This window comes from Marivirga arenosa (genome assembly GCF_030503895.2).
GTDB lineage: Bacteria > Bacteroidota > Bacteroidia > Cytophagales > Cyclobacteriaceae > Marivirga > Marivirga arenosa.
In genome coordinates this window covers 2,837,994-2,860,185 of the sequence record NZ_CP129970.2, presented here as the reverse complement: position 1 = coordinate 2,860,185, position 22,192 = coordinate 2,837,994, and the positions used below count along the sequence as shown (strand labels likewise).

Annotated in this window: 10 protein-coding genes; 4 read left to right on the top strand and 6 right to left on the bottom strand. The window is 38.5% G+C overall.

Going from position 1 to position 22,192, the window contains the following annotated elements; genetic code table 11:
• Positions 1–102 precede the first annotated feature (102 nt).
• Entirely contained in the window at positions 103–10,071 is a 9,969-nt protein-coding gene (locus QYS48_RS12475; RefSeq protein WP_308356188.1) for a gliding motility-associated C-terminal domain-containing protein, read from the bottom strand.
• A gap of 2 nt (positions 10,072–10,073) precedes the next feature.
• Positions 10,074–10,406 (bottom strand): hypothetical protein, encoded by a 333-nt coding sequence (locus QYS48_RS12470; protein WP_308356187.1) that lies wholly within the window; start codon positions 10,404–10,406, stop codon positions 10,074–10,076.
• Between the two features lie 368 nt (positions 10,407–10,774).
• Between QYS48_RS12470 and QYS48_RS12465 the strand changes: the two genes are divergently transcribed.
• Both QYS48_RS12465 and QYS48_RS12460 read left to right on the top strand, forming a co-directional pair.
• Positions 10,775–13,045 (top strand): aconitate hydratase, encoded by a 2,271-nt coding sequence (locus tag QYS48_RS12465; protein ID WP_308356185.1) that lies wholly within the window; start codon positions 10,775–10,777, stop codon positions 13,043–13,045.
• Between the two features lie 169 nt (positions 13,046–13,214).
• Complete coding sequence (locus QYS48_RS12460; RefSeq protein WP_302101466.1) at positions 13,215–13,760, top strand: ferritin; 546 nt, start codon at positions 13,215–13,217, stop codon at positions 13,758–13,760.
• 38 nt (positions 13,761–13,798) lie between these two features.
• Here QYS48_RS12460 and QYS48_RS12455 read toward each other — a convergent pair whose 3' ends face one another.
• Genes QYS48_RS12455 through QYS48_RS12440 form a run of 4 tightly spaced genes read right to left on the bottom strand, consistent with a single transcriptional unit; the run spans position 13,799 to position 18,452 of the window.
• Positions 13,799–14,635 (bottom strand): alpha/beta hydrolase, encoded by an 837-nt coding sequence (locus QYS48_RS12455; protein WP_308356184.1) that lies wholly within the window; start codon positions 14,633–14,635, stop codon positions 13,799–13,801.
• A gap of 5 nt (positions 14,636–14,640) precedes the next feature.
• Entirely contained in the window at positions 14,641–15,375 is a 735-nt protein-coding gene (locus tag QYS48_RS12450; RefSeq protein WP_308356183.1) for an MIP/aquaporin family protein, read from the bottom strand.
• Between the two features lie 4 nt (positions 15,376–15,379).
• Entirely contained in the window at positions 15,380–16,879 is a 1,500-nt protein-coding gene (glpK, locus tag QYS48_RS12445) for a glycerol kinase GlpK (protein ID WP_308356182.1), read from the bottom strand.
• Between the two features lie 7 nt (positions 16,880–16,886).
• Positions 16,887–18,452, bottom strand: a complete 1,566-nt coding sequence (locus QYS48_RS12440; protein ID WP_308356181.1) for a glycerol-3-phosphate dehydrogenase/oxidase — start codon at positions 18,450–18,452, stop codon at positions 16,887–16,889.
• A 136-nt stretch (positions 18,453–18,588) separates the two neighbouring features.
• On the opposite strand from QYS48_RS12440, the gene QYS48_RS12435 reads away from it, so the two are divergent.
• Together QYS48_RS12435 and QYS48_RS12430 are read left to right on the top strand one after the other, a co-directional pair.
• Positions 18,589–19,350 (top strand): DeoR/GlpR family DNA-binding transcription regulator, encoded by a 762-nt coding sequence (locus tag QYS48_RS12435; protein WP_308356180.1) that lies wholly within the window; start codon positions 18,589–18,591, stop codon positions 19,348–19,350.
• A gap of 98 nt (positions 19,351–19,448) precedes the next feature.
• On the top strand, positions 19,449–22,190 hold the full coding sequence (locus QYS48_RS12430; protein ID WP_308356179.1) for a hypothetical protein: 2,742 nt from the start codon (positions 19,449–19,451) through the stop codon (positions 22,188–22,190).
• Positions 22,191–22,192 lie beyond the last annotated feature (2 nt).

Sequence of the window (22,192 nt, the reverse complement as noted above, 5' to 3'; positions counted from 1 at the left end):
ATCAGACTTAAAATACATTATCTAAAAACTGCAGAAGAGCTTAAATAAAAAATGCCAAGCTTGCTTAAGCTTGGCATTTCTACTGAAAATTTTATTGAGAAATTATCTTCGACCTCTTATGATTTCAACCCATCCACTTTGAGTATTACCATCTACGGTTAATTGATAGAAATAAACTCCATCTGGGTTATCTCCACCATCCCAAAGATTACTATTTCTATAATTACTATCTCTATACACGATAGTACCATTTCTGTTTGTTACAACTAATTCAGCACCATTATCTGGTAAATTCAAGATTCTAAAGAAATCATTCTTACCATCATTGTTAGGCGTAAATACGTTCGGGATAAATGGACTTCTGTCGAAATCAACTGTGATATCAGAAGAACCTTCTCCGTCAAATACTAGTTTACTACCGTCAGTACCACATCCGAATGAATCATAATACTCGATTTCATAAACACCTGGTAATAGGTTATCGAAAGTAATAGTTTGATCAGAACCGAATTCTATTGGCTCTTCGGGTAAAATATAATCCGCACTGTTATTACCACCTAATGGAGTTAATAAGAATATCTGAGCAGAGTATCCATTTGCGCCTGAAGTAGGCTCAACTAACCTAATACTGATTGAACCATTCGCTTGATCTGGCCTTGTAGTAGGCATAGGATTCATATCCGATCTTTCCCTTTCTATACCTGGAGGCAAGTTTGGTTCAGGTACAAGCTCTACATTCAATTGATTTACTGGTGCATCAATAAAGATCGCTGCATTATCAGACTCAATTACACTATTACAATTGTCAGGCTGCTGAGTCAATTTAATTATATAATCTCCTCTTGCAATCATTCCGTAGATACTTTGATCTATCAAGAACATTCTGCTTTCAGGAATTGAATTCAACGTAAAAGTTTGAGCCGGATCAACATCATTCCCTTCATACACTTCAATATTCAATGGAATAGTTTCGTCAGCCACAATATTTGATATTTCAATTGAACCAGACTCTTGGAAACAAGCTACATCATTCGATTGAATATCAAAAGTAGGGATAATGGCGCCACCATTTATGGTTACAAAATTATCTGCTGAACAAGCTTGATCATCATCAGTCGCTCTTATTGTCCAACGATATCTTGCCCCCTTCTCGAATGGAATATTATTATCTAAATCAAATTGAGAAATGATAAATTCTCTACTTCCATTTGTATTGATATTTAACACATATTCTGAAGTGGTAGTATCATTTACTTTATTTAATATTAAGTTATATGGGCCAGGAACATTATCAATTGTAGCTTGATCAATGGTTACTGAAATTCCTTCAGGATCATCCACACAATTATTAGTAGGATTTATTTCAACAACTTCCGCTCTGATCTCATTCGGAGAAACAATTGATCTAATATCAAATGTTTCAGAACAACCCGTGTTATCCGTAATAGTCAATTCATTAGCGTTCCTTGCCAATCCTGAAATATTTCTTTCGCCATCTAATTCAACTACGTCACCATCAATTGAATATACATAAGGCGCCACCCCACCTGTAACCTCAGGTACTTTAATTACTCCAACTTCTTCTGCTGTTGTACAACTCGCTTGAGTTACCAAAGTAATATTTGCATTACCTACAAATTCAATAGGTTGACTTAGATGTTGAATATCGATAGTTATGGATTGTTCACATTCTGAAGTACCTCCTTGATCACTCACAAGAATACTTCTTTGTGCTGTTAAACCTGTGATTGGTTCTCCAGATATAAATTCATTCCAAATAAATCCATCTAACGAATAAAAACCACTTCCAATACCATCCAATTCAATCGTAACTGAACCAGTATTATCACCAAAGCAAACCACATCAGTTTTATCTACGACAGTGGCAGTAAATCCTCCAGATCTTTCGATATTAAAGTTTCTACTATTTGGCTCACATACTCCAGGATTATCAATATTAGTAACTACTAATTCAAACAGACCTAGTGTATCCAACTCTAATGTCCATTCTCCAGAGTCAGTTGTTATGGAGTCAATAACTATTCCAGCGGTATCCAAAATTTGATAGAAATACTCCCCTTCTAACTCAAAATTGATTAAGATTTGAGCAGTTGTTGTATTACAACTTGGTTCTACTACTGTTAAATCAAGAGCACTATTAGAAACCTGAGTAGGTTCATTTATTATAATGTTCTTAACAGTATCAACCTGACATCCTCCAGTATTATTAAATGCAATACCATATTTAGCCGGAGCTAAATCAGTAAACAATCCTGTTGTATTCGTTTCAATCTGCGTATCTGTTGAATCTAATAATACAAAGTCAAATGTTCCATCTATCGTTACTTGAATCTGTCCAACTGGGTTATCACAGGTTGCATCAGAAGTATTGACTAATGGAGTTATAGATTGTTTTTGACCAACCAATACAGATTTAGCGCTATCACAACCTGTTAATGGGTCATACAAAGTGATATCATAACTTCCCGAGAAGAAAGTAGTATCTAACTCTACTAATCCTCCATTACCTGGGTTTGCAAATGATAAAGTATCAGTAGTATTAATTACTGCTTGTAAATTCGGTGCATTACTTACATTTTGAAGAAATAAGAATACTAAACCGTCTTGAACACCTGAACAAGTTGCATCTTCTGTAATAAATGAGAATTTAGTGTCTTCGCATTCAAAATTTAAGAAATTTATTACAACTGTTTCAGAATCTGTAGAACCAGAACACACTCCTACAGTAGTATTAACTGTATAAGTGAATTCATAAGTACCAGTTGCCGCTCCACTGAAATCTACATTCCCTGTTACACCGTCAACCGTCACGCTTGTTAATCCACTTATTTGAGACCAACTTCCTCCAGCATCCTCGTCATCCAATAGAGTAAATAAATCAAAAGGACTGTTAATAGATGTTAAATTTGCAGCAGGTGAACTATTAAATGTTCCTGCACTTAGTGGTTCGCTAACATTGACCGTTACTGTCGTTACGGCATCCACACATGGTGCCGTGCCACTTACTGTATACTCAAACGTATAAACGTCTGCTACCGCTCCGCTGAAATCTACATCTCCGGTTAAGGCTGTTACCGTCACCGCTGTCGTGCCAGTCGCCTGTGCCCAGCTTCCGCCTCCATCCTGGCTGCCGTCTAATAAACTGAATAAATCAAAACTTGAAGTCGTATTACATACATCTGCTGCCGGTTGCGCTACCCCTGAATTCGGACCTTCTACTATATCTACTTGTACGGTGGTTATTGATCCAGGTCCACAAGCATTGTTAACAGCATATTCAAAGGTATAAGTATCCGCTACCGCTCCACTGAAATCTACTTCTCCAGTTAGGCCGTCTACCGTCACCGCTGTAGTACCAGTCGCCTGTGACCAGCTTCCGCCTGCATCCTGGCTGCCGTCTAATAAACTGAATAAATCAAAACTTGAAGTCGTATTACATTCTGTTACTGGAGCTAAGGCTACTCCTGAGTTTGGTGCTGATTCTGATACATTCACCGTTACTGTCGTTACGGCATCCACACATGGTGCCGTGCCACTTACTGTATACTCAAACGTATAAACGTCTGCTACCGCTCCGCTGAAATCTACATCTCCGGTTAAGGCTGTTACCGTCACCGCTGTCGTGCCAGTCGCCTGTGCCCAGCTTCCGCCTCCATCCTGGCTGCCGTCTAATAAACTGAATAAATCAAAACTTGAAGTCGTATTACATACATCTGCTGCCGGTTGCGCTACCCCTGAATTCGGGCCTTCTACTATATCTACTTGTACGGTGGTTACCGCATCTAAACAGGCGCCTGCTCCTGTTACTGTATAGTCAAAGGTATAAGTATCCGCTACCGCTCCACTGAAATCTACTTCTCCAGTTAGGCCGTCTACCGTCACCGCTGTAGTACCAGTCGCCTGTGCCCAGCTTCCGCCTCCATCCTGGCTGCCGTCTAATAAACTGAATAAATCAAAACTTGAAGTCGTATTACATTCTGTTACTGGAGCTAAGGCTACTCCTGAGTTGGCATCCTCTGATACATTCACCGTTACTGTCGTTACGGCATCCACACATGGTGCCGTACCACTTACTGTATACTCAAACGTATAAACGTCTGCTACCGCTCCGCTGAAATCTACATCTCCGGTTAAGGCTGTTACCGTCACCGCTGTCGTGCCAGTCGCCTGTGCCCAGCTTCCGCCTCCATCTTGACTGCCATCCAATAAACTGAATAAATCAAAACTTGAAGTCGTATTACATACATCTGCTGCCGGTTGCGCTACCCCTGAATTCGGGCCTTCTACTATATCTACTTGTACGGTGGTTACCGCATCTAAACAGGCGCCTGCTCCTGTTACTGTATAGTCAAAGGTATAAGTATCCGCTACCGCTCCACTGAAATCTACTTCTCCAGTTAGGCCGTCTACCGTCACCGCTGTAGTACCAGTCGCCTGTGCCCAGCTTCCGCCTGCATCTTGACTGCCGTCTAATAAACTGAATAAATCAAAACTTGAAGTCGTATTACATTCTGTTACTGGAGCTAAGGCTACTCCTGAGTTGGCATCCTCTGATACATTCACCGTTACTGTCGTTACGGCATCCACACATGGTGCCGTGCCACTTACTGTATACTCAAACGTATAAACGTCTGCTACCGCTCCGCTGAAATCTACATCTCCGGTTAAGGCTGTTACCGTCACCGCTGTCGTGCCAGTCGCCTGTGCCCAGCTTCCGCCTCCATCTTGACTGCCATCCAATAAACTGAATAAATCAAAACTTGAAGTCGTATTACATACATCCGCTGCAGGTTGCGCTACCCCTGAATTCGGGCCTTCTACTATATCTACTTGTACCGTGGTTACCGCATCTAAACATGCCCCAGCTCCGGTTACCGTATACTCAAAGGTATAACTATCCGCTACCGCGCCACTGAAATCTACATCTCCGGTTAAACCGTCTACCGTAACCGCTGTAGTACCAGTCGCCTGTGCCCAGCTTCCGCCTCCATCTTGGCTGCCGTCTAATAAACTGAATAAATCAAAACTCGAAGTCGTATTACATTCTGTTACTGGTGCTAAGGCTACTCCTGAGTTGGCATCCTCTGATACATTGACCGTTACGGTCGTTACTGCATCCACACATGGTGCCGTTCCGCTTACTGTATATTCAAAAGTATAAACATCCGCTGCCGCTCCGCTGAAATCTACATCTCCAGTTAAGGCTGTTACCGTAACCGCTGTAGTACCAGTCGCCTGCGCCCAGCTTCCGCCTCCATCTTGGCTGCCATCTAATAAACTGAATAAATCAAAACTCGAAGTCGTATTACATACATCCGCTGCAGGTTGCGCTACCCCTGAATTCGGGCCTTCTACTATATCTACTTGTACCGTGGTTACCGCATCTAAACATGCCCCAGCTCCGGTTACTGTATACTCAAAGGTATAACTATCCGCTACCGCGCCACTGAAATCTACATCTCCGGTTAAACCGTCTACCGTAACCGCTGTAGTACCAGTCGCCTGTGCCCAGCTTCCGCCTCCATCTTGACTGCCGTCTAATAAACTGAATAAATCAAAACTCGAAGTCGTATTACATTCTGTTACTGGTGCTAAGGCTACTCCTGAGTTGGCATCCTCTGATACATTGACCGTTACGGTCGTTACTGCATCCACACATGGTGCCGTTCCGCTTACTGTATATTCAAAAGTATAAACATCCGCTGCCGCTCCGCTGAAATCTACATCTCCAGTTAAGGCTGTTACCGTAACCGCTGTAGTACCAGTCGCCTGCGCCCAGCTTCCGCCTCCATCTTGGCTGCCATCTAATAAACTGAATAAATCAAAACTTGAAGTCGTATTACATACATCCGCTGCAGGTTGCGCTACCCCTGAATTCGGGCCTTCTACTATATCTACTTGTACCGTGGTTACCGCATCTAAACATGCCCCAGCTCCGGTTACCGTATACTCAAAGGTATAACTATCCGCTACCGCGCCACTGAAATCTACCTCTCCGGTTAAACCGTCTACTGTAACCGCTGTAGTACCAGTCGCCTGTGCCCAGCTTCCGCCTCCATCTTGGCTGCCGTCTAATAAACTGAATAAATCAAAACTCGAAGTCGTATTACATTCTGTTACTGGTGCTAAGGCTACTCCTGAGTTGGCATCCTCTGATACATTGACCGTTACGGTCGTTACTGCATCCACACATGGTGCCGTTCCGCTTACTGTATACTCAAAAGTATAAACATCCGCTACCGCTCCGCTGAAATCTACATCTCCAGTTAAGGCTGTTACCGTAACCGCTGTAGTACCAGTCGCCTGTGCCCAGCTTCCGCCTGCATCTTGGCTGCCATCTAATAAACTGAATAAATCAAAACTTGAAGTCGTATTACATACATCCGCTGCAGGTTGCGCTACCCCTGAATTCGGGCCTTCTACTATATCTACTTGTACCGTGGTTACCGCATCTAAACATGCCCCAGCTCCGGTTACCGTATACTCAAAGGTATAACTATCCGCTACCGCGCCACTGAAATCTACCTCTCCGGTTAAACCGTCTACTGTAACCGCTGTAGTACCAGTCGCCTGTGCCCAGCTTCCGCCTCCATCTTGGCTGCCGTCTAATAAACTGAATAAATCAAAACTCGAAGTCGTATTACATTCTGTTACTGGTGCTAAGGCTACTCCTGAGTTGGCATCCTCTGATACATTGACCGTTACGGTCGTTACTGCATCCACACATGGTGCCGTTCCGCTTACTGTATACTCAAAAGTATAAACATCCGCTACCGCTCCGCTGAAATCTACATCTCCAGTTAAGGCTGTTACCGTCACCGCTGTAGTACCAGTCGCCTGTGCCCAGCTTCCGCCTCCATCTTGACTGCCGTCTAATAAACTGAATAAATCAAAACTTGAAGTCGTATTACATACATCCGCTGCAGGTTGCGCTACCCCTGAATTCGGGCCTTCTACTATATCTACTTGTACCGTGGTTACCGCATCTAAACATGCCCCAGCTCCGGTTACCGTATACTCAAAGGTATAACTATCCGCTACCGCGCCACTGAAATCTACCTCTCCGGTTAAACCGTCTACTGTAACCGCTGTAGTACCAGTCGCCTGTGCCCAGCTTCCGCCTCCATCTTGGCTGCCGTCTAATAAACTGAATAAATCAAAACTCGAAGTCGTATTACATTCTGTTACTGGTGCTAAGGCTACTCCTGAGTTGGCATCCTCTGATACATTGACCGTTACGGTCGTTACTGCATCCACACATGGTGCCGTGCCACTTACTGTATACTCAAACGTATAAACGTCTGCTACCGCTCCGCTGAAATCTACATCTCCGGTTAAGGCTGTTACCGTCACCGCTGTCGTGCCAGTCGCCTGTGCCCAGCTTCCGCCTCCATCTTGACTGCCATCCAATAAACTGAATAAATCAAAACTTGAAGTCGTATTACATACATCCGCTGCAGGTTGCGCTACCCCTGAATTCGGGCCTTCTACTATATCTACTTGTACCGTGGTTACCGCATCTAAACATGCCCCAGCTCCGGTTACCGTATACTCAAAGGTATAACTATCCGCTACCGCGCCACTGAAATCTACATCTCCGGTTAAACCGTCTACCGTAACCGCTGTAGTACCAGTCGCCTGTGCCCAGCTTCCGCCTCCATCTTGGCTGCCGTCTAATAAACTGAATAAATCAAAACTCGAAGTCGTATTACATTCTGTTACTGGTGCTAAGGCTACTCCTGAGTTGGCATCCTCTGATACATTGACCGTTACGGTCGTTACTGCATCCACACATGGTGCCGTTCCGCTTACTGTATATTCAAAAGTATAAACATCCGCTGCCGCTCCGCTGAAATCTACATCTCCAGTTAAGGCTGTTACCGTAACCGCTGTAGTACCAGTCGCCTGCGCCCAGCTTCCGCCTCCATCTTGGCTGCCATCTAATAAACTGAATAAATCAAAACTCGAAGTCGTATTACATACATCCGCTGCAGGTTGCGCTACCCCTGAATTCGGGCCTTCTACTATATCTACTTGTACCGTGGTTACCGCATCTAAACATGCCCCAGCTCCGGTTACTGTATACTCAAAGGTATAACTATCCGCTACCGCGCCACTGAAATCTACATCTCCGGTTAAACCGTCTACCGTAACCGCTGTAGTACCAGTCGCCTGTGCCCAGCTTCCGCCTCCATCTTGACTGCCGTCTAATAAACTGAATAAATCAAAACTCGAAGTCGTATTACATTCTGTTACTGGTGCTAAGGCTACTCCTGAGTTGGCATCCTCTGATACATTGACCGTTACGGTCGTTACTGCATCCACACATGGTGCCGTTCCGCTTACTGTATATTCAAAAGTATAAACATCCGCTGCCGCTCCGCTGAAATCTACATCTCCAGTTAAGGCTGTTACCGTAACCGCTGTAGTACCAGTCGCCTGCGCCCAGCTTCCGCCTCCATCTTGGCTGCCATCTAATAAACTGAATAAATCAAAACTTGAAGTCGTATTACATACATCCGCTGCAGGTTGCGCTACCCCTGAATTCGGGCCTTCTACTATATCTACTTGTACCGTGGTTACCGCATCTAAACATGCCCCAGCTCCGGTTACCGTATACTCAAAGGTATAACTATCCGCTACCGCGCCACTGAAATCTACCTCTCCGGTTAAACCGTCTACTGTAACCGCTGTAGTACCAGTCGCCTGTGCCCAGCTTCCGCCTGCATCTTGGCTGCCGTCTAATAAACTGAATAAATCAAAACTCGAAGTCGTATTACATTCTGTTACTGGTGCTAAGGCTACTCCTGAGTTGGCATCCTCTGATACATTGACCGTTACGGTCGTTACTGCATCCACACATGGTGCCGTTCCGCTTACTGTATATTCAAAAGTATAAACATCCGCTGCCGCTCCGCTGAAATCCACATCTCCAGTTAAGGCTGTTACCGTAACCGCTGTAGTACCAGTCGCCTGTGCCCAGCTTCCGCCTGCATCTTGACTGCCATCTAATAAACTGAATAAATCAAAACTCGAAGTCGTATTACATACATCCGCTGCAGGTTGCGCTACCCCTGAATTCGGGCCTTCTACTATATCTACTTGTACCGTGGTTACCGCATCTAAACATGCCCCAGCTCCGGTTACCGTATACTCAAAGGTATAACTATCCGCTACCGCGCCACTGAAATCTACCTCTCCGGTTAAACCGTCTACCGTAACCGCTGTAGTACCAGTCGCCTGTGCCCAGCTTCCGCCTCCATCTTGACTGCCGTCTAATAAACTGAATAAATCAAAACTCGAAGTTGTATTACATTCTGTTACTGGTGCTAAGGCTACTCCTGAGTTTGGTCCCGGGTCAACCGTAATTCCTGTGATAGTAGTGGTACAACCATTATCATCAGTGATTGTAACATCGTATGATCCTGGAGATAATCCAGAAATATCTTGTGTTGTGGCTGCATTGCTCCATGAATAGAAATAATTACCTCCTCCATCAGGTGTCCCGCCTGAAACATCTATATCTATGGATCCACTCCCAAGATTATCACAATCATCTGTAACAGTATTTACACTAGCGACTAATTGCGTTGGCTCAGTAATATTAAGATTTGAAACTTCCCTAATACGGAATGGTGCATCAGCAATTGCAGAAGTTACTCTGATTTTATATGTATATCCAGGACCTAAACCTGAAACCAAAGTTGGATTATCATTAGCTCTAATACCAAAGCCTGGAAAAGGTGGTTGATAAGTAACAGAACCATCAGAAGTTGAAATTGCATCATTAAGAACAATATTTGTATCAGTTGTACCTGAAATTGTTGCAATAGGAACATCTGAAAATCCATCCGTCAATGAAAATTCTACTGTAAAAGGTGCGGTTCCTGAAGTTATATTTAAAGTTATTTCGCCATCGCCTCCATCAAAACAACTTACATTTTGGGTTACAGAAGCATTAATGCTTAATTGAGCATATGTGCTCTTTGGAGAAAAAGCAGCTGCTATGCTGAAAAATAAAATTAATATTGCCGCGTAATTCTTTCTCATACTTATAATGTTAATCCAGATAATTGTCTTGTACTACAGAGAGGTTCAGCATTTGAATATTTAACCAAAATTTTATAAACCTTACCTTCTTCTATATTTAAGAATTCCAATTGAGAATTACCATTCCCACTTTTTTTCTCTTGAGAGAAATACTCTCCATTTTCAATATATAATAACTCGGCCGAAAATTGTCCGGATGCTTCAATTTCAACGAGAAAGCTTGATTCTTTTATCTCTTTTAATTCAAGTTTAGAATTGCATGGATTATTACTAAAACTTGAAAGAAAGAAAAAAGCCACTATTAAAAGGCATATATGAGTTAATTTACTTCGCATTTTAAACACATTTAATTTCAAAAGTAAAAAAAGAATTTCTTTTTAAACTACAAATCTAAACCCTTTTGGTACATGTATCATAATTTTATCGAAAGAATAATATAATTCCTTAAGATTAGATACATACGGAGACAATTCCCCAACTAGATTTTTTATCAATTCAAATATAAGTGATCCAATAATATAAACAATAAAAAACAAGTAAAACTTTAAGTACTACAACTTAACTTTCTATAAAACAGTATTTTATATCGATAATTAGAATTTTTACAAATATATATTAATTAATGTTTCTACTTCAATTAGCAGGTTCAATTTTATATCTTTGCAGAAAATTGATCAATTTTTAAAAATTAAACATACAAAATATGGCTTTTGATATAGACATGATTAAAGCTGTTTATGCTGGGATGAGTGAGAAAATTCAGGCAGCAAGACAGGTAGTCAACAAACCTTTAACTTTATCTGAAAAAATTCTTTATTCTCACTTATGGGATGGAAATGCTAAAACGGCATTTGAAAGAGGGAAATCTTATGTGGATTTTGCTCCAGATAGAGTAGCAATGCAAGATGCCACTGCACAAATGGCATTATTACAGTTTATGCAAGCTGGAAAAGATAAAGCAGCGGTTCCCTCAACTGTACATTGCGATCACTTAATATTAGCTAAAGAAGGAGCAAAAGAAGATTTAAGAAGTTCATTAACCGCTTCTGGTGAGGTATTCAACTTTTTAGAATCCGTTTCAAACAAATATGGAATTGGTTTTTGGAAACCAGGAGCTGGTATTATTCACCAAGTAGTTTTAGAAAATTACGCATTCCCTGGCGGTATGATGATAGGTACTGATTCTCATACCGTAAATGCTGGTGGTTTAGGCATGGTAGCCATTGGTGTTGGTGGTGCTGATGCTGTAGATGTAATGGCGGGTATGCCTTGGGAGCTGAAATTCCCAAAATTAATCGGTGTTAAATTAACGGGTAAAATGAACGGTTGGACTTCAGCTAAAGATGTTATTCTAAAAGTGGCTGGAATCTTAACCGTAAAAGGTGGAACAGGATCTATTGTAGAATACTTTGGCCCTGGTGCTCAGTCATTATCTGCTACTGGAAAAGGGACTATCTGTAATATGGGCGCTGAAATCGGTGCTACTACCTCTACTTTCGGATATGATGATGCAATGGAGCGTTATTTAAGATCTACAGATAGAAATGATGTTGCAGATGCTGCAAATGAAGTTAGAGAACATTTAACTGGTGACGATGAAGTATATGCTAATCCTGAGCAATATTTCGATCAAGTAATTGAAATCGATTTATCTACCTTAGAGCCTCACGTAAACGGTCCATTTACTCCAGACAGAGCAACTCCTATTTCAGAATTAAAAGCTGAAGCTGAGAAAAACGGTTGGCCTACTAAAGTGGAGTGGGGATTAATCGGATCATGTACCAATTCTTCATATGAAGATTTATCAAGAGCTTCATCTATAGCAAAACAAGCGGTTGAGAAAGGATTAAAAACTAAATCAGAATTTGGTATCAACCCTGGTTCTGAACAAGTTAGATATACGGCAGAAAGAGATGGTTTACTAAAAATATTTGAAGATTTAGACGCCACTATTTTCACTAATGCTTGTGGACCGTGTATTGGTCAGTGGGCGAGAACAGGTGCGGATAAAGGTGAGAAAAATACTATTGTACACTCTTTCAACAGAAACTTCTCAAAAAGAGCTGATGGAAACCCTAATACACATGCATTTGTAACATCACCGGAAATGGTGGCTGCAATTGCAATAAGTGGTGATTTAGGATTTAACCCTTTAACTGATACCTTAACTAATGAAAAAGGTGAACAAGTAAAATTAGATCCTCCTTTTGGTGCTGAGCTACCTGAGGAAGGTTTCGCAGTAGAAGATAATGGTTACCAAGAGCCTGCTAAAGATGGTAGCAATGTTGAAGTTAAAGTTGCTCCGGATTCAAAAAGGCTACAATTATTAGAAGGATTTGATGCATGGGATGGTAAGAATATCTCCGGTGCTAAATTATTAATTAAAGCTTTAGGTAAATGTACTACCGACCATATTTCTATGGCTGGTCCTTGGTTAAGATTCAGAGGTCACTTAGATAACATCTCTGACAACTGCTTAATTGGAGCTGTAAATGCTTTCAACGAAGAAACTAACAAAGTAAAAAGCCAGATTACTGGCGAATATGGTGCGGTTCCTGCTACTCAAAGAGAGTATAAAGCAAAAGGAATCCCAACAATTGTAGTGGGTGACCACAATTATGGTGAAGGTTCTTCTCGAGAACATGCTGCAATGGAGCCAAGACACTTAGGTGTTAAGGCGGTATTAGTTAAATCATTTGCTCGTATTCATGAGACCAACTTGAAGAAACAAGGTATGCTTGCTTTAACATTTGAAAACGAAGCAGATTACGATATAATTCGGGAAGATGATACATTCAACTTTACTGACTTAGAATCATTTGCTCCAGAAAAGCCAATCACTATCGAGGTAGTTCATGCTGATGGAAGCAAAGATGTAATCAAAGCAAACCATACATATAATGACACTCAAATAGGTTGGTTTAAAGCGGGCTCTGCTTTAAATAAAATTAAGGAAGAAGCTGCAAAAGCTTAATCATTTAATAAACTCCAAATTGAAAAGGTTATCATTTAATATGATAGCCTTTTTTTATACCCTATTTAAACTCAATCTATATTTAGATACAATCCAATTTCATATTAGGATTTAGGTCAACTAAATTGGTTTATATTATGTATAATGCATAAAGAAAAAGAAAAAAATCATGAAAGATATAATTACACCTAAACGTTCATTAACAGAAGAAACTGAAAAGAGATTAAATGAACAGATAGTAATGGAGGGAAAATCTTCTGCCTACTATCTATCTATGGCCTCTTGGTGCGAAACTAAAGGCTATGAAAATTCAGCTAAATTTTTGTATGAACATTCTGATGAAGAAAGAGGTCATATGCTTAAATTATTTAGCTACATAAATGAAGCAGGTGGACATGCTTTACAACCTGCCATCACAGACATAAGACATGAATTTAACAGCTTAAGAGAAGTTTTTGAGTTGATACTAGAGCATGAAATAAAAGTAACTAAATCAATTCATGAACTAGCTGATCACTGTTTCACAACTAAAGATTTTACAACTTTTAATTTTCTACAATGGTTTATCACTGAGCAAAGAGAGGAAGAAACCATCTCAAGAAGAGCCTTAGAAATATTTGATATTATTGGTGAAGAGGGTATGGGATTATGGCATATTGATATTGAACTAGGCAAACTTCATGGAATTGAATCCACTGGAGAATCACAAGTCTAACAAATATTTAAAAAGCAAAAAACCTCATAGCCATACGATTATGAGGTTTTTATTTTTTGCATCCATTCTAAAACATCTTGCATTAAGTTCTCAAAATCAACATCATGATGAATCTCATGCTTAGATTCAGGATAACTTTTAAAAGAAAACAATTTATTATCCTTAGATAAACTTTCAGTAGCATCGTGGGAAATTATATTATCCTTTTGCCCATGAGCCATAAAAATAGGATGTTTAAATTTACCGGTATTATGAATCAGGTACTCACCCCCTTTTGAAATGGAAGAAAACAGCTTTGCCGAAATTTTACTATGAATTAATGGATCATTCTGGTATTTCTTTACCTCCTCCTCAATACTTGAGATATCATTTGCATCCAACTCTGTTGATTGAATTAAGGCAGGTATAATATCAGCCACCCAATTTCCTAAATTCACCTTCCATTTTGGAGGTTCAAATGCTAATTTAATCCAGGGTGAAGTTACGATTCCTGCTGTAAGTTCGTCTGACTGATCATTTACCATATAATTCAGCACAATATTACCTCCCATACTATGACCATACAGGTATAGATCAGCTTCTAAAAAGCGGACCCTTACTGATCTTATAAAATATTCAACATCTGTCAAAAGCTGATCTAAACTAGGTGCATGCCCCTTTTTACCTTCAGAATTTCCATGTCCTCTTAATGTTAGAGCACATACTGCAATATTTTTCTCATTGAAGTAATTAGCTACTTTACTAAAGCGTCCAGCGTGTTCACCGTGTCCATGTATAATTAATATTATGGAATCAGGATTCTCAGAATGAAAGTATTCCTGAGTTTCTAATTTTAAATTATCCGAAGTATGGAAATGATTTATTTTAGGAATCATGAATGTTATTTTAGAATTAAAAAAATGAAGGCAGCAAAAGCAGCACCTGAAAGTGGGCCCACAATAGGAATCCAACTATAAGACCAATCACTGCTTCCTTTTCCTTTAATAGGCAAAAGCTGATGCATTATCCTTGGACCTAAATCTCTAGCTGGATTGATTGCATAACCAGTTGTCCCTCCTAATGCCAAACCAATTACCCATACTAAAATAGCCACAGGTAAAGCTCCTAAATCACCTAATCCAATGGGAGTTTCATCATGATTCATGAGCTGAGCGGGTGTTGAAAATAAAATCACGATAATCAAAACAAAGGTCCCAACAAACTCGGAAATAAAATTAGTCTTTACATCTCTGATTGCGGGTGCAGTTGCAAATGGAGCAAATAAGAGCCCTTGATCATCCGTTTCAAGAAAATGTTTCTGGTAGATTAACCATGCTACAAAAGAACCAACTGCCGCCCCAAGAATTTGAGCCGGTATATAGATCCAAAGTAAATCCCAGGCAAAATCTCCCGTAATAGCTAAGGCTAAACTAACAGCAGGATTTATGTGTGCCCCACTATACGGGCCCGCAACCACCACGGCTATAAAAACACCAAATGCCCATGCCGTTGTAATTACCATCCAACCAGACTGACTTCCCTTAGTTTTGGGAAGTACAACGTTAGCTACTACTCCTGAACCCATCAAAATCAGTAAAAATGTTCCTAAAAACTCTGCTATAAAATAATTTGTCATGATTTTATGATTCTAGCCAATCTTTGCTTCGTTCAACTGCCTTATTCCAAAAATGTAATATTTTTTTGACTTCTTCTCTATCCATCGCTGGTTCATATGATTGATCTGCTTCCCATAAAGATTGTAAATCATCCATACCCTTCCAGTATCCTACTGCTAATCCCGCCAAGAAAGCAGCGCCTAAAGCGGTTGTCTCGGTAATTTTTGGTCTTGTAATAGTGCAATCTACCAAATCCGCTTGGAATTGCATTAAAAAATTATTTTCAGAAGCCCCTCCATCAACTCTCATTTCCTGAGTTTTTTGACCAGCATCTTTTTCCATTGCAGAAAGGACATCATTAACTTGATAAGCGATAGCTTCTAAAGCGGCTCTTGCCATATGTGCTTTTGTGGTTCCTCTTGTAATTCCGAAAAATGTGCCTCTTGCATCCTGATTCCAATGTGGAGCACCAAGTCCTGTTAAAGCAGGCACGAAATAAACGCCTTCATTATTTTCTAAAGATGTAGCTAGATCTTCTGACTCACTTGCTTTTCTAAATAATTCAAGCCCATCTCTTAACCACTGAATAGCGGCTCCTCCAATAAAGACACTACCTTCTAATGCATATTGCACTTTATCACCTATTTGCCAGGCTACAGTTGTTAATAATTTATTATTAGATTTAACAGGCTTATCCCCGGTATTCATTACTAAGAAGCATCCCGTTCCGTAAGTTGTTTTTGCCATTCCTGGTTCAGAACATAGTTGACCAAAAAGTGCTGCTTGCTGGTCTCCAGCTATGCCTGCAATTGGAATTTTATGAGAAAATAAATCTCCAGCTGTTGTACAATACTGCTCACTACTCGGCTTTACTTCTGGCAACATAGAGGCAGGAATCTCAAATAAATCTAATAGCTCTTTGTCCCATTTCTTCTCATGGATATTGTAAATCATAGTTCTACTAGCGTTGGAAATATCTGTTATATGAGTTTTTCCACTAGTAAGTTTATATACTAACCAACTATCAACAGTTCCGAAACATAGTTCACCCTTTTCAGCTTTTTCTCTAGCGCCTTCTACATTATCTAATATCCACTTTATTTTAGTTGCTGAAAAATATGCATCAATAATAAGACCTGTCTTATCATTTATTTTATCGGATAAGCCTTTCTTTTTTAATTCATTACAATATGCAGCAGTTCTTCTATCTTGCCAAACGATCGCCTTATGTATTGGCTTTCCCGTATTTCTGTCCCATACAATAGTGGTTTCTCTTTGATTAGTTATCCCAATTCCTGCAATTTGGGTTGGAGTAATATTGGCTTTTGTAATTGCTTCCGTAGCTACTGAAGCTTGAGAAGTCCAAATTTCATTTGCATCATGCTCTACCCATCCTGATTGAGGGAAAAACTGTTCAAATTCTTTTTGAGCTACTGCTACAATTTCAGCTTTTTCATTAAAAAGTATAGCCCGAGAACTTGTTGTTCCCTGATCAAGGGACAAAATATATTGAGATTTATCCATAATAATATTAAGGTTCAATTAAATAACGTTTTGCCAATTTATTAAAATCTTTTAATTGCTTATCAACCCATTCTTGATCTTTTCCTAATTCTGCAGCCATTATTTCCGCCACTTTAGGTGCCATTTCAATGCTTGATTGGGCATCTAAAAATAATATTCTAATTCTTCTGGCTAAAATGTCCTCTACCTTCATTGCTATTTCATTTCTACAAGCCCAAACCACTTCTGCAGCAGTATAGTGATAATTAGGGTGCAGTCGCTCATTCATTTTTGAATCAGAATCTTGCAATGATTTTATATCAACTCTATCACTTCCATATACTCCTAAATAATCAATCGGCTTATCGTTGGTAAACCCATGAATTTTTAAATCTGAGGAAGTGCTTTTCTGTAATTTTTCTCCCGTGATTTTTGTAAAATATTCTACTGTATCTTCTCCCATTTTTCTGAAGGTAGTCCATTTTCCCCCAGTTAATGTTACCAGATTACTATCCGATAAAATTACTTTATGGCTTCGGGAAATCTCTTTCGTTTTTTCACTATCATCAGAGGGAGCAGCCAATGGTCGTAATCCTGCATAAACAGACTGAACATCTTTTCTTTCGGGTTTTTTAGTCAAATATTCCTGAGCAGTTTTTAACACAAAATCAATTTCCTTTTCTAAAGCTGCTGGCTCTAGTTTAGGTTTTTTTCGCATGGTATCCGTAGTCCCTACCACTATTTTATCATGCCAAGGAACCGCAAATAGAACTCTCCCATCACTTGTTTCTGGTATCATAAGCGCATCATTACCCGATAAGAATGATCGATCCAAAACCAAATGAATACCCTGGCTCGGTCTGATCATTTTCTTAGCTTCAGGATTATCTAATTGAAGTATTTTATCTGCAAATACACCAGTAGCATTCACCACCATTTTCGCTTGAATATCATAGTTCTTTTTGCTTAACCTATCACATACTGATAAGCCAGTGATTTTACCTTCTGAATTTTTATGAAGCGCATCAACTTTAAAATAATTCAAAACAGCACCTCCTTTTTGATCACAAGTTTGCGCAACATTTAACGCTAATCGTGCATCATCAAATTGACCATCATGATAAACAACCCCGCCTATTAATCCTTCTTGTTTAATTGTAGGTAGTTTCTCAATCGTTTTGGATTTTGAAATAAAAGTTGATTTCCCTAAGCTAAGTTTACCAGCCATCCAGTCATACATTTTTAAACCAATAGAATATTTCATTCGATCAAAAAATGAATAAATAGGAATAACGAAAGCTTGATTATGCGCTAAATGCGGAGCATTTTTTAATAACCTACCCCTCTCCTTTAAAGCTTCTAATACTAAGAAAACATCTCCTTGTGCTAAATACCGAACTCCGCCATGAACAAGCTTAGTACTTCTACTACTTGTTCCTTTAGCAAAATCAGCTTTTTCAAATAAAGCAACACTCAAACCTCTTGACAGTGCATCAAGCGCTACACCCAAGCCCGAGGATCCTCCGCCAATGACAGCTACATCCCATACCTTTTCTTGATTAGATATCTGCTTTATATTTTCTTTTCTTTTCATTTCCTTTCGTTTGTTTCAAATATATAACAAAAAGAAAACTTTCAAAAGCATAAAATAGATATATGAAAGTATTTTAGTTTCTATATCTTTGTTTTAATTTCTTTTTATTCCTAATAATTATATTTTTGGAACCGATATGACAATAGCTGAAAGACATAAATACATTCTAAATCAATTACAGGAAGATGGTTTTGTAAGTGTAAATAATTTAAGTGCAGAGTTAAATGTTACCAGAGTAACCATAAGAAAAGACCTTAGATTATTAGAAGAAAAAGGATTATTGTTTCGGTCTCATGGTAGCGCTACACTTGTTTCTCCCTATGTAAACGAAAAACCTGTAGATGAAAAAGAGTTGGTTAATGTAGAGGAAAAACAAGCGATAGCTAGAGCTGCTGCAGAATCGCTCAACATGAATGAGGCTATCATAATTGGTTCAGGAACTACCGTAAATGCCTTCGCTAGAGCCATACCAAGAAACATTGAACTAACAGTTTTGACTTCTGCGATGAACGTTACTATGGATCTTTTGGATTGCAAAGACATAGAAATTGTGCAGTTAGGTGGAGTGGTTCGAAAGGGTAGTTCTTCAGTGGTAGGTCATTATGCTGAAGAAATGATGCAAAATTTCGCATGTAGTAAACTTTACCTGAGTGTTGATGGAATAAGCTTAGAACATGGTTTCACTACATCAAATATGATGGAAGCTCACTTAAATGCCAAAATGATTGCTGCTGTACAAAAAACTATCGTTTTAGCGGATGCTAGTAAATTTGGTAAAAAGGGATTTGGTAAAATATGCAACCTAGAAGACGTTGATCAAATCATAACAAATAAAAGTGCTTCTAAACAATATATTTCAGCTTTAGAGTCAAAAGGAATTGAAGTAACATTAGTGTAAAATACAGAGATATTACCTTCAATATATTTAGCTGATGATACAGCCATAGTGATTAATAATCCTATATTTGCATAGTAACAAAATAAAGGCTTTTACATTTGAGAAGAATTTTAATCATACTATCTCTATTCATTATTATTTTGGCTAGTGGGTATGGAATTTATTACTACTGGGACAAGCAAAAAAGTTTAGACGCTTGGTCACTAGTACCAGAAAACACATTTCTAGTTTACGAAAATAAAAACCTTGTATCTTCCTGGAACGATCTTCAGGAAAACCCAATCTGGCAAGATTTACTTAAAATAGAATACTTTAATTCCTTAAAAGAAAATTTTGAGGCATTGGATAGTCTATCTGGAAATAATGGAATGCTCGATGAAGTGTTCCGAAATAATCAGCTTTTGATTGGAATGAATGTAGTAGCCAATGATGATTTTGATTTTGTATTCTATCAAACTTTAAAGAATACCGAGCAAATTCAAATTATTAAAAGCATAGAATCTAAGTTTAATGAATTTGATAAAACTGAGCGTGTATTTAATAAAAACACGATCTACGAATTAAAAAGTAAATCATCGGATAAGCTATTCAGCTATGTGCTATTGCGTGGCAATTTCGTGGGTAGCTTCTCTCCTATTCTGGTTGAAGATGTAATTAGAAATCTTGAAAAAGATGAAGTTAATTTTCAAGAAAGTATTGATGAGGTATTCAAAATAGCAAATTTTCAAGATGATCTTGGGAATTTATATATCAATTTCGAACGCTTAGATCGTTTTGTGAAAATTTTCACCAAAAGTAATGAAAGCACCTTTTACCAGGTATTATCTAATTTTTCTGAAGGTGCTTTTCTTGATTTGTTTTTAGATGGAGATGAATTGTACTTAAATGGCTATACTATTCCACAAGATTCTCTTAGCTTCTTAAACACATATCAAAATCAAAAAGGAGGAGAAGTGACTCTGGAAAACTTTTTCCCATCTAAAACTGCTTTTGTGATTCATGAGCGCTTCAGTAATCCGGCAATATTCGATAAAGCGAAAGTCAATTATTGGAATAGGATTGATGAACAGTATTCCAAGGAAAGGGATCAAATAGCTCAACTATACGAAACTGATTTCAGAGAATTTCATCAGTTTATGGCTGGGGAAAATGCTCAAGTAATATTAAATAGCTCACAATTTATCAATGAAAATAAAAAGCTGGTTTTCATTAAGATGAATGATAAAAACGAAGGGCTTAACAAATTTAACAAGCTATCTGAACAAGCTGCTATTCTAAATCAAGATACTTTATACTATGAAAACTACGCAGAAAATGAGATTAGAGAATTAGCCATTGAAGAATTCCCATATTTTCTATTGGGTAAGAATTTTGACGGTTTTAAGACCTCATTCTTTACCACTATTGAAGATAACATTGTTATCAGCAACGATATTCAGTCACTCAAAGAATTAATACTAGATATTGAAACTGAAAATACCTGGGGAAAATCAATAAAGGAAAACCAATTTATAGAATCCTCTCTGCAAGAGTCGAACCTGAATATTTTCATTAATCTACCTCAAGTATGGTCAATCATTCTCAAAAATTTAAATGATAAATGGAAAAAGAACCTACAAGAGAATGAGTACCCTTTAAAAAACTTTGATATGCTCGCCTTTCAATTCAGCAATGAAAATGAAAGATATTATAGCAATGTAGAAATTATCCATTCTAACAATAAGGTCAACAATGAGCTAAAGTATTTTGACGAGGTATTAACAGCTGAAATTCCAGCTCCAATTATTAGCAAACCATTTGTAGTCAGAAATCACAATACTGGCCTATTCGAAACTTTAGTCCAAGATTCAGCTTACAATCTACATTTAATCTCTTCTCAAGGGGATATATTATGGTCAGAACCTTTGAGTGCCCCTATTATTGGAGATGTATTCCAGATGGATTACTACCAAAACAACAAGTTACAATATGCATTCGCAACCACTGAGAAGGTTTATATATTAGATAGAAATGGGATTGCACTTGAGTATTTTCCTAAGTCATATGGAGACGAAAAAGTTGAAAATCAATATTTTAATCTAATTGATTATGATAAAAGTAAGACTTACAGATTATTGGTTGCTAAAGAAAATGGCGACATTTATTTAGTTAGCAAATATGGTGATCCTTTAGGTATTTGGGATCCATTAAAAATAAATGATAAAATAGCGGCTAGACCAGAACATATCCGAATTAGAAGCAAGGACTTCATGGTAGTTTTGCAGGAAAATGGCTTAATAAATGTCATGAGTAGGAATGGAGAAATGAAACCCAATTTTCCGATTGACATTAAGGATAGATTATCCGGTAACTTATTTTTTGAAGTAGGCAATAACTTTGAAAGTAGCTACTTAGCTACCATCACAAATGGTGGTGCGTTGGTTAAAGTTAGTTTTACAGGTCAGATAAAGGAAAAAGACCAATTGTATATGCCTAATAAAGAAACACTTTTTAAAATTGTTAAAAATGCTACTGAGCGTAATTATTTATTAGCACGACAAGACTTGAGTAGAGTTAGTCTGTTAAAACCTACTGGTGAAACCATGTTTGAAAAGGACTACATAAATCAGGAGGAAATGGAAATTCAGTATTATGAATTAACAGCTAACAAACAAATTATTGCTATAACAGATAAAAAGCAAAATTTCACTTATTTATACACCAGCGAAGGACAATTGATTAATCAGCAACCTATCGAAAGTGTAGCAAAAATAGCCATGATTTACTACAACAAAGATAATGAAGTTCATGTCTATAAGTGCCATGACAATACATTTAGCATACTAAAATTTAATATTTAAGA